The sequence below is a fragment of the Corallococcus praedator genome (assembly GCF_003612125.1).
GTDB classification, from domain to species: Bacteria; Myxococcota; Myxococcia; order Myxococcales; family Myxococcaceae; genus Corallococcus; species Corallococcus praedator.
Map to the genome: position 1 here is coordinate 1 of NZ_RAWI01000330.1, position 10,633 is coordinate 10,633.

The 10,633-nt window shown below is 70.0% G+C and carries 10 protein-coding genes; 2 read left to right on the forward strand and 8 right to left on the reverse strand.

The genetic code is table 11. The annotated features are described in order from the left end of the window. Positions 1-873, forward strand: an 873-nt coding sequence (locus D7Y13_RS31135) for a carbohydrate-binding protein (protein ID WP_244222395.1), incomplete at its 5' end; no start/stop codon positions are given. Between the two features lie 246 nt (positions 874-1,119). After that, complete coding sequence (locus tag D7Y13_RS31140) at positions 1,120-2,769, forward strand: Rieske 2Fe-2S domain-containing protein (protein WP_120585642.1); 1,650 nt, start codon at positions 1,120-1,122, stop codon at positions 2,767-2,769. A 19-nt stretch (positions 2,770-2,788) separates the two neighbouring features. On the opposite strand, the gene uraH is transcribed toward D7Y13_RS31140, so the two are convergent. The 8 genes from uraH to D7Y13_RS31180 all read right to left on the reverse strand — a co-directional run bounded on the left by uraH (position 2,789) and on the right by D7Y13_RS31180 (position 10,597). Further along, positions 2,789-3,133, reverse strand: a complete 345-nt coding sequence (gene uraH / locus D7Y13_RS31145) for a hydroxyisourate hydrolase (RefSeq protein WP_120537154.1) — start codon at positions 3,131-3,133, stop codon at positions 2,789-2,791. After that, entirely contained in the window at positions 3,130-3,642 is a 513-nt protein-coding gene (uraD, locus tag D7Y13_RS31150) for a 2-oxo-4-hydroxy-4-carboxy-5-ureidoimidazoline decarboxylase (RefSeq protein WP_120537155.1), read from the reverse strand. The genes uraH and uraD overlap by 4 nt, the downstream gene beginning before the upstream one ends. Beyond that, positions 3,639-4,661, reverse strand: a complete 1,023-nt coding sequence (gene alc, locus D7Y13_RS31155; protein WP_120537156.1) for an allantoicase — start codon at positions 4,659-4,661, stop codon at positions 3,639-3,641. Before alc ends, uraD begins: the two co-directional genes overlap by 4 nt. A 27-nt stretch (positions 4,662-4,688) precedes the next feature. Then, positions 4,689-6,035, reverse strand: a complete 1,347-nt coding sequence (gene allB / locus D7Y13_RS31160) for an allantoinase AllB (RefSeq protein WP_120537157.1) — start codon at positions 6,033-6,035, stop codon at positions 4,689-4,691. Next, positions 6,032-7,474, reverse strand: a complete 1,443-nt coding sequence (locus D7Y13_RS31165) for an NAD(P)-binding domain-containing protein (protein ID WP_120585638.1) — start codon at positions 7,472-7,474, stop codon at positions 6,032-6,034. The genes allB and D7Y13_RS31165 overlap by 4 nt, the downstream gene beginning before the upstream one ends. A 90-nt stretch (positions 7,475-7,564) precedes the next feature. Then, complete coding sequence (locus D7Y13_RS31170) at positions 7,565-8,341, reverse strand: hypothetical protein (protein ID WP_147444501.1); 777 nt, start codon at positions 8,339-8,341, stop codon at positions 7,565-7,567. Further along, entirely contained in the window at positions 8,338-9,462 is a 1,125-nt protein-coding gene (locus D7Y13_RS31175; RefSeq protein ID WP_120585640.1) for a hypothetical protein, read from the reverse strand. The genes D7Y13_RS31170 and D7Y13_RS31175 overlap by 4 nt, the downstream gene beginning before the upstream one ends. A 34-nt stretch (positions 9,463-9,496) precedes the next feature. After that, on the reverse strand, positions 9,497-10,597 hold the full coding sequence (locus D7Y13_RS31180) for a hypothetical protein (protein ID WP_120585641.1): 1,101 nt from the start codon (positions 10,595-10,597) through the stop codon (positions 9,497-9,499). Positions 10,598-10,633 lie beyond the last annotated feature (36 nt).

Below are 10,633 nucleotides of genomic sequence, written 5' to 3' on the forward strand. Positions count from 1 at the left end.
CCCGAGCCCCTCCCTTCGGAGAACGAGCCCGCGCCGGACCCCACGGTGCCGACGCCCACGCCGACGGAGCCCACCACGCCCGCTCCCACGCCCACCGGGGTGGATGGCTTTGGCGTGACGATGATGTACCCGTCGAAGGCGGGCGGTGAGGCCTGGGCGCTCGCCGACAATGCGACCGCGGATGCGCGCTTCGATCCCCAGGGCACCATCACGCGCAACGCGGATGGCTCCTGGAAGATGAAGAGCTCCCAGGTGCGCATGAGCGCGTTCCCGTCCACGGGCTACGACCCGAAGCAGATCGCCACCTACGACCGCGACGTGCTCGCGAGCCGGGGCTACATGCAGGCGGCGAACGACTGGAAGAACATCGAGATGACCGGCTTCGTGAAGGTCAACGCGGCCTCCAACACGAAGGACAACTTCGCCTGGTACGCGCGGGGCGGGAAGCACAACGACAACCACGAAGGCTGCGAGGGCAGCAGCTACAAGGGCGGCCTGCACTACGACGGCCGCGTGCGCTTCGAGAAGGAGACCTGGCACGTGTCCTACGACCAGGGCCAGTACAAGCCCGCCACCACGTCGCTGCTGGGCCGCTGGGTGGGCTTCAAGGCGGTGATGCGCAACGTGCCGGACGCGAAGGGCGCGGAGGCGGTGAAGCTGGAGCTGTACGTCAACGAGAACGCCGACAAGGTCTCCTGGACGAAGGTCTACGACATGACGGACGCGGGGGCCTGGGGCGGCGACGCCCAGCACTGCGGCGGCTCCGTGGGCGCGATGCCCATCACCTGGGGTGGGCCCATCGCGACGTTCCGGTGGGACAACGCCAACGACGTGGACTTCAAGTGGATGAGCGTGCGGGAAATCCAGCCGTAGCCCGGTCGCGCTTCACCGTCCGCCAGTCACCAGGGGGAGGGGGGCCAGGACACGGCCTCCCTCCCTTTCTTGTGCGCAAGGCATTGCCCTTGTGGGCCGCTCGACACCCATGTCGCACCTGGAAGCCCTGGTCGGGGGCGGACCGGGTCCACAGCCTCTCAGACGCCAAGGGGCCTGCCGCCCGAGGCGATGGACGCGGGGGGCGGTCCATGGATTGCCCCCCACACAACCGAGGGGATGACATTCATGCGGATCACCTTCCTGGGTCATGCGGGCTTCGCGGTGGAGACCGCCGGAGCGCTCGTCGTCATGGATCCTTGGCTGACGCCCCAGGGGGCCTTCGACTCGGCGTGGATGCAACTGCCGCGCAACCACCACCTGGCGCCGCGCGTGCGGGAGCTGCTGGCGACGCCCGGCAAGGAGCGCTTCCTCTACATCAGCCACGAGCACAAGGATCACTTCGACCCGGAGTTCCTGGCCACGCTGACCCGGCGCGACTTCACCGTGCTGGTGCCGAAGTTCAAGCGCGCGGAGCTGCAGGAGCACTTCGCCCGGTACGGCTGCAAGCGCGTCATCGCGTGCGAGGACTCGCGCGAGGTCCCCATCAAGGGCGGCTACATCAAGCTCTTCGTCTCCGAGCAGGGGACGAACCGCGACTCCAGCGTGATGGTGCGCGGTGACGGCCAGTGCTTCCTCAACATCAACGACTGCAAGATGCATGACCGGCTGGCGCGGGTCATCTCGGAGGAGGGACCCATCGATGTCTTCTCCGCGCAGTTCTCCGGCGCCATCTGGCACCCCACCTGCTACGAATATCCGCGCGAGACGTACGCGGACATCTCCCGCAAGAAGCGCGACAGCAAGTTCGAGGCGGTGGCACGGGCGCTGGAATCGGTGCAGCCCCGGGCCTACGTCGCCGCGGCGGGCCCGGCGGCCTTCCTGGATCCCGCGCTCCATGCGCTGAACTTCGAGGACGTGAACATCTTCCCGCGCGCCCCGGCCCTCTTCTCCTTCCTGGAGAAGCGCCTGCCGGAGGCGCCCACGCGCTACCTGGAGCCCATGCCCGGGGACGTGCTGGACGCGGGCACGCTGGCGTTCGTCTCCCAGGTTCCGGAGCGCGTGACGACGGAGAACTTCAAGGCGTACCTGGAGACGTACGCGAAGGACATGGCGCACCTCTTCGTCGAGCGCCGCCGCGACCTGCTAGGCAAGGAGGTGGAGGACATCCTCTCCCGCTTGCATGAAGAGCTGCAGCGCAAGCTGGACCTGCTGGACCTGCATGACCGGGTGGGCATGCCGCTGTACGTGGAGCTGACGGAGGCGCCCACGCGGCTCCTGCGCGTGGACTTCAAGCGCCGGCGCGTGGAGGAGGTGCCGCGGATGCGCGACACCACGCGCTACGCGATGAAGGTGAGCGCGAGCGACATCGTGCGCGTGTTGGACCGCAAGCTGAACTGGGAGGACTTCCTGCTGTCCTTCCGCCTGCGCCTGAGTCGCAACCCGGATGTGTACGAACCCGTGCTGCACGGCTTCCTGGGCGTGGAGGTGGCGGACATGCGCGAGTTCTGCGCGGGCCTGCGCGCCATGGAGGCGCGCAAGGAGCGCACCGTGGTGGAGGCGGGGGGCAAGCGCTTCACCATCCAGCGCTTCTGCCCGCACCAGGGCGCGGACCTCTCCGAGGGCTGGGTGGAGGAGGGCCGCTATGTGGTGTGTCCGCGCCACCGCTGGCAGTTCGACCTGCACAACGAAGGCGCCTGCAAGACGAACAACTCCTCACTCTGCGCGGAGCCGCTCTTGGACAAGCCGGAGCACGGACGGCCCGGCCGCGGCGGCGATAAGGCCCCGGCCGACATGCCTCCCGTCGACAAGGCCCCCGTCGAACCGCCGCGCGCGTGAGGCCTGGGCCCGACGCTCCTCAGCTCCCCCGGTACGTGGAGAAGCCGTAGGGACTGAGGAGCAGCGGGACGTGGTAGTGCTCGTCGGTGGCGGTGATTTCGAACACCACCTGCACGTACGGATAGAAGCCCTTCTGGCCCCGGGACTGGAACCAGGCCCCGGTGTCGAAGGTGAGGCGGTAGACGCCGGGCGCGAGCTTGGAGGCCGTGCCCAGCAGGTCCTTCACCCGGCCATCCGCGTTGGTGACGCCCCGGGACAGCTCCAGGAAGGACTCTCCCGTCGCCCTGGCTTCAAGGACGAGGGTGAGCCCTTCGGCCGGACGGCCCGTGCTCGTGTCGAGGACATGCGTGCTGAGCGTGCTCATGACGCGAGGAGCTTCTCCAGTCGGATGCGGGTGATCTTCGCGTGCTCCGCCGCGGCGATCCGCAGCTCCGCGTCGGAGGTGTTGTTCATGCGGCCCTGGAGCAGCGCGAGCATTTCCGCCGCGCTCTTCCCGGTGGCGCAGACCAGGAAGATGAAGCCATAGCGGGCTTCATAGTCGCGGTTGCCCTGGGCCAGGGCTTCCAGGACGCGCTCGTCGGCGGCGGCCACGCCCTGCTGCTCCTGCGACGACCACTGCGCGGTGGAGGCGTACTTCTCCCGCAGCTTGGACACGTCCCCGATGCGCGGGTGGTGCGTGAAGGCCTCCTTCCAGTCCTCCGGCCCGGTGCGCTCCCAGGCGGTGGTGGCCTCCGCGTACAGGTGCTCCGCGTCGCGGAACGGGCGGACGGCGAGCATCGCCTCCACCCAGCGCTTGCTGCCGCAGCAGCGGGTGAGCGCCTGCGTCGCTTCCTCCGTGGTCGCGGTGTTCAGGCGCTCCAGGCCGGTGGTCACGCCGGCTCCCCGAAGAGGCGCAGCCGGCTGACGCCGCCGTCCGGGAAGATGTTGAGGCGCACGTGCGTGATGGGGCCCACGTCCTTCAACTCCTTGTCGAACACGTGGCAGTGGTCCGCCTGGAGCTTGGATTGGGGCAGCAGCTCCTTCCACTTCAGGTGCGTGGCGTTGGCGAAGTCCAGGAGCGGCTCCTCCAGGTGGATGCCCTCCAGCGAGCAGCGGTCCGGGAAGTTGCCCTTGAAGAAGTGGGTGTCCACCTCCGCGCGGCGCAGGGTGCCGGCGGTGGCCAGCTTCACGACGATCCAGTCGAAGCCCGGCACGCGCTTGCGGCGCGTCTCCCAGCCCTCGCCCATGTTGGCCGCGCGGCCCGGGAAGATGAGGTTGTCCTTCGTGCCGAAGAACTGGTCGTTGCACGTGACGACGGAGCCGCCGTTCGCCGCCGCCGCCAGGTCCACGAGGCCCGCCGTCTTCAGCGCGTGCCAGTCCGGCAACACCATGCCGTGCACGCGCAGGCGCGCGACGCCGCCGTCCGGGAAGATGTTGAGGCGCACGTGCGTGAAGCGCCGCTCGTTGGCCACCGCGAACAGGTTGCGCGAGCCGCCGCGCAGCCGCGAGCGGGGCACCAGCTCCGTCCAGCGCGACACGTCCTGGGCCAGCGACTCCGCGGACGGGTCTCCGTCCACCTCGCACGCCTCCAGGGACGCGTACTCGGGGAAGTTGCCGATGAAGTGATTGGTGTCCACGTCGATGCCGTGGATGGCGCCGGGCAGGCCCAACTTCACGATGCACCAGTCGTAGCCAGGCACGCGCTTGCGGCGCGTCTCCCAGCCGTCCATCCACTTGCCGCGCTCGGTGTACTTGTCCGCGATGAAGACGCCGCGCCCGGGCTCCAGCATCGCTTCCTTGGGCGCGAAGAACTCGTCGTTGGCCAGCAGGGCCTTGCCGCCCACCTTCGCGGCGGCCAGGTCAATCAGGTCGGCGAATGCGACGTGCATCGCCCCGGGTGCTTCGGCTTGCATCGGTGTTCCTCTCCTGGACGGGACGGTTCAGCCGCGCGGCAGCCACTGGCCGATGCGCGGGCCCGTCAGTCCCTCGGTGGCGTCGAAGATACGCTGGCCGCGCAGGTATGTCCTCAACACCCGGCCTTCCAGCTCGCGTCCCGCGTAGGGCGTCAGCCGGTGGCGGTGGCGGATGTCCTCCGGGGCCACCTTGAAGCGCGTCTCCGGGGCGAAGACGACGAAGTCCGCGTCCAGCCCCGGCTTCAGGGCGCCCTTGCGGTGCGACAGCCCGGCGAGTGCCGCGGTGCGGCGCGCCATCCGCTCCACCAGCACGTCCAGCCCCAGGCCGTGGGCGCGCATGCCCGTCCACACCGCCGACACGCTCAACTGCAACCCGGCGATGCCGCCCCAGGCGCCGGAGAAGTCCCCGGCCTCCAGCTTCTTGAGCGCGGGCGTGCAGGGCGAGTGGTCGGAGACCACCAGGTCGATGAGGCCACTGGCCACCGCGCGCCACAGCCGCTCGCGGTTCTCCGCCTCGCGGATGGGCGGGGCGCACTTGAAGTGCGTGGCGCCCGCTTCAATCTCCTCCGCGCTGAAGGTCAGGTAGTGCGGGCACGTCTCCACCGTGAAGGGCAGTCCTTCCGCCTTCGCCTTCGCGATGTCGTCCAGCGCGTCCGCCGCCGACAGGTGGACGATGTGCACCGGCGCCCGGTGCTTGCGGCACAGGTCGATCATCATCCGGATGGCGTCCACCTCCCACGCGGCCGGGCGCGAGGCCAGGTAGCTGGCGTAGGCGCGCACGTCCCCGGCGAAGGGCGGCTCGTGGTCCGTCAGCTCCGCGTGCACCAGTAGGGGCACCCCGGCCTTCGCCAGGATGGGCATGGCCACGTCCAGCACGTCGCGCGTGGCGGCGGGGAACTCGTCCACGCCCGAGTGCACCAGGAACGCCTTGAAGCCGGGGGCGCCTGCTTCGACCATCGCCTGGAGCTCGCCCGCGTTGCCCGGGATGACGCCGCCCCACAGGCCGTAGTCGATGGCGCACTGGCCCGACGCGGACTCGGCCTTGGTGCGCAGCGCGGCCAGGGACGTGGTCGCCGGGATGGAGTTGAGCGGCATGTCCACCACGGTGGTGATGCCGCCCGCGGCCGCCGCTGCCGTCGCCGTGGCGAAGCCTTCCCAGTCCGTGCGGCCGGGCTCGTTGATGTGCGCGTGGCTGTCCACGATGCCGGGCAGGAGCGCGTCGCTCCCCACGTCCACCACCTGGGCGCCGCGCGGCACGTCCACCGTGGCGTCGATGCCTTCGATGCGCCCGTCGCGCACCACCACCGCCGCGGCGCGGATGCCTTCGGGCGTCACCACGCGCTCGCTGCGAAACACGGTCAGGGAGGTGCTCACGGCTCGAACTCCGTCATGGCGTAGTCGGCGAGCGCACGGAAGTGCTGCTCGCTGTCGTCGGTGTAGAGCTGGCGGGTGATGCCGCCCACCAGCCGGGGCAGGCTGTACTTCATGCCGGAGATGCTCGCGCCGCCGAAGCCCAGCGAGAGCAGACATCCGAACGTGTAGTTGAACACGCCGTGGATCCACGGCGCGGTGCCCGGCGTCTTCTCCTGGAACTCGAAGGAGGGGCCCAGGTACGGGTGGCGCATCAGGTCCGCGTGCCGCTCGGTCTCCGGCGGGGTGAAGCGGTCCTTCCACAGCGCGATGTGCGGGTGCAGCTCCGCCAGCTCCGGGCGCATCGACAGGTCGGTGGTGAAGCCCGACGCGATGATGAGGAAGTCGAACGCGTGCGTGCCGTGCGGGGTGCGCACGACGGCCTGGCCGTCCTGCTGCTTCACCTCCAGCCAGGGGCTCTCCGCGTGCAGGTGGAAGGCGGAGGAGCGACGCGCGCGCTCGAAGGTGTCCTTCGGCGGCAGTTGCCCCATCTCGATGATCTGCCGGATGAAGCGCCAGCGGTCCTTGTCAGGCAGGTCGCCGTGGTGGCGCAGGAAGCCCACGAACTCCGCCCAACGGTAGGGATTGACGTTGGGCAGCTTCTTGCGCCGGTAGAACAGGTCCACCCGGCCCGCGCCCGTCTCCAGCGCCACCGACGCATTGTCGAACGCGGAGGCCCCCGCGCCGAGCACGCCAATGCGCTTGCCGCGCAGGGCTTCGAAGTCGATGGGGTCATGCGTGTGCGCCCACAGCGAGCGGGGCAGGGGCTGCACTTCCGGCGGGGCCTCCCAGCGGCCGGAGCCGTCGATGCCGGTGGCCAGCACCACCTTGCGCGCGAGCAGGGTCTGCGTTTCGCCCGCGTGGGTGACGGGGACCTCGAAGCAGTCCAGGTCCGCGCGCCAGTGCAGGGCGCCGGCCTTCGTGCCGCAGCGGATGGGAATGGCCAGCACGCGGCGATACCAGAGCAGGTAGTCCGCCCACAGCTCCTTCGGGATGAGGGCGACCTGGCGGAAGCCCTCCTCGCCGTGCTGCGCCTCGTACCAGGCGCGGAAGGAGAGGTTGGGGATGTTGAAGTCCGGGCCCGTCAGGTACTTGGGCGTGCGCAGGGTGATCATCCGCGCGAAGGTCTTCCACGGGCCGTGGAAGCCGTCCTTGCCGTCGTCCAGCACCAGCAGGTTCGTCACCCGCTCGCGCATCAGCCCGAACGCGGTGCCCAGGCCGCTCTGGCCTCCGCCCACGATGAGCACGTCCAGGATGGACCGGCCGTCCGGCGTGGAGCGCGGGGGCACCCAGCTGCGGGCAGGGTAGGAGAGGATGTCCAGGTCGCGCCGGAGGGCATCTTCCAGCGCCTCCAGGCCATGCGGGGGACGGAGCGGCGAAGCCAGCGGATCGCGGTCTTGCATCAGGGCTCAAGCAACCCATGCCCGGATGCTTCATGCAAGGGGGCGGACGGCCAATCGCCCCCCTTCAAGCGGTGTCGGGGATGGGACGCTTCAGCGCCGCGAAGCGGTCCCGACCTCCCGGGGCACGAGCAGCTCGAAGCGCACGCGTGCGTTGTCCGTGCGCATGCCGGCCGGCCCCTCCAGCAGGAGCGCGTCGGGGGGCAGCACGCCTTCCCAGACGCGCTTGCCATCCACGTAGACCGTCAGCACGTCCGCGTCGATGCGGGCGCGCATCACGTGCGGCTCACCCTGCGCCAGCCGGTCCAGCGGCTCCATGAAGCGCGGCTGGACGGTGGTGTAGCCGGCATTGCCGCACTCGCCGCTCTCGTGGTCGTCCGGGTTGCGCTTGAAGTTGACGACGATGCCCGCCGACGGCGCGATGCGCCACATGGCGTAGATGACATTGCAGCCATCCATCGCGCGCAGCTTGAGGCCCACCTGTTCACGCAGCTCCCCGGAGGCCAGGGGAATCACCGGGTCGGTGACGCCCAGCCAGGAGAAGCGCAGGCCGATGTCGTCGCCCGTCGTCTCCGGAGAGACCGCGCGCTGCCTCGGGACCTCGATGTCGAAGCGCGTCCCTCCCAGGGCGGCCTTCTGCGCCTCCAGCACCTTGCCCTGGGTAACGTGGAGTCGCTCCAGGGGAATGGGCTCCAGGTCCTCCGTGGGCGGGGGCAGGGCCGTCGGGGGCGCGGACGCGACGATGGGCTTCATCACGCTGTCGCGGGATCCGCTGCAGGCGCCATGGCTCAAGAGCAGGACTCCCGCCCAGAGGATCAACACGGCCGACGACGCCAGCGCGATCATCCACCGACGTCGCTCCTCGCTCATGACTTCACCCCGCCGAGCAGTGATTGCAGCGTCTTCAGATGCGCTCCCAGGTACGCCTGCTCCGCCTTGAGGCGCGCCAGCTCCAGCAACAGGTAGTCCCGGAAGCGGCGGACCTGCCGCGTCTCCAGTCGCTCCACCTCGCGCAACTGCCCCTCCAGGTCCGACACCAGCGTGGACACCTCGCGCAGCCGCTGTTGTTCTCCCTGTTCGGTGATGCGCAGCTCGCCCAGCAGTTGGCGCACCTGCCGGGGCGCGCCTTCCACCGCGTCGCGCGTCTCCTGGCGGCGGCCCTCGCGCGCCTGCGCATTGGCCCGGCCCTGCCACAGGTTGCCCAGGTTGTAGCCCAGCGTGAGCTGTCCGAAGAGGGGCGTGTCCTGGTCCACGTTGAAGACCTCGTCGTAGCCGCCGCGCACGCTCAGCCGCCACGCGCGCGCCTTGCGCAGCCCTCCGGACAGGGCCTCCACCTGGTCGTCCGCGGACTCGAAGGCCAGAAGCAACGCGCCCAGGTCCTGGCCCTCCGCCAGCCCGGGCTCGAGCGCCAACCGCGCCTGCGCCTGTTCGGTGTCGCGGGCCAGCGTGCGCAGATGATCCAACCGCACCTGCACCGCGTTGAGCTCCTCCAGCGTGGCGCCGCCATCGCGCAGCTCGTCGCGCAGCTGGGACACCAGCGTCTCCGCGCGCGGCAGGGACTCCGCCAGGGCCCGCGCGCGGGCCTGCAGCGCCGCGGTCTCCCCCAGCCTCGTGCCTTGTTGGACGGCGCCCTGGAGCGCGGCGAGCGCCTGATAGCGCCGGCACTCCGCCTCCGCGCGCGAGCGCAGCGTGTGGCCCCGGTAGAGGCCCACGAAGTCGTAGCCCAGCCCCGCGGTCAGCCGCAGCTTGGGCGACCCCAGGGGCGTCTCATCGGAGCCTCCCTGCGCGTCGCCCGCGTTCACCGCGCCGATGCTGGCGAACACCTCCGGCGCCAGCTCCAACGCGGCCTCCGCGCGCGACGTCCCCCGCACGCGCTCGCAATAGCCCTGGGCAGGCTCGCTCCGGGCGCGCACCGTCCCCACCGCGTCCGCCGCGAGGGCCGCGCCCGTCCACATCCCCACCAGGACCCCACATGCGAGGGTTCTCCGCATCCGCCGCTCCATTTCCAGACACTCCCGGGGGAACTCACAACATCAGGGGAGGACGGCCCAGGTGCAGCAGCTCCTCCCGCGCGCTTGGCGCATCCCGAAGCTGGAGCTCCACCATCACGCCCCGCAGGTGGTACTGGCGGATGGGATGCTGCTGGGTGACCTCGCCCTCCAGCACCGGCCCCACCACGCCCACCTCGCGGCACCAGATGACCTTCAGCGCGCACCTGTAGAGCGAGGTGCCCTCGCGTGCGTTGGCCAGGTTTTCGTACGGCACGAAGGCCACGGTGAGGTTCTGCTCCACCGCCTTCAGGTACGGCGCCTCATGCACCACCTTCAGCAACTGGTTGAAGCGGCGGAGGCTGTCGTCGAGCGCCTGCAGGTCCTTCTCCAGGCTCTTGCGCTGCGCCTCCGCGCGCGCCTGCGCCAGCACCGACTGCGTGTATTCGCGCTCCAGCAGCAGCGTGTCCGTCGTCAGCCCCTCGGGCGCGTCATCACGGCCCAGGCCGTTCTCCGCGGCGGTGAGGCCCTCGCGCTCGCGCCTGAGGATGTCCAGCCGCATGTCCAGGTCCACCGTCTCCTGCGCGAGCGACAGGTTGCTCTGCGCCATCTGCGCCAGGTGGTGGTTCATGGTGAGCACGGCCTCGCGCTCCATCAGCTTCGCGTCGTAGAGGGCGCTGGTGCGCGTGCGCGCAAGCCCGCTGTACGCCCGGTTGGATTCGGCGATCTCCCCGCCCGCGCGCAGGTACTCCTGGCGCAGCGCGGACAGCCTCCGGGCAAGCTTGTCGCGGGAGGACTTCTCGCCCTTGAGGGCCACGACGAAGCGCTGCTGGAAGGACTTCTCCGCGTTCAGGGTGCGCACGGCCTCCTGGAGGCGGTTGGCCACCTCCCGCTGCTTCGCCTGGAGCGCGTCGCGCTCCGATTCCTGCTGCGCCGCCTGCGCGTTGAGCTGCAGGACGTTGGGGTCGGTGGGCGACAGGATGGTGGGTGTCACCCACCGCGTGTTGGACAGGAAGAAGCCCTGCACCGACAGGAAGGACAGGAGCCCCAGGAGGATCAATGCCAGCAGCACGGAGCCCATGACCTTGTAGGCGGACACCGCGAGCGAGTTCAGCCGGTTGGCGACCTGTTGATTCATGAATGGGTTCCCTCGCCTGCGGGGTGGGTGGTGAGC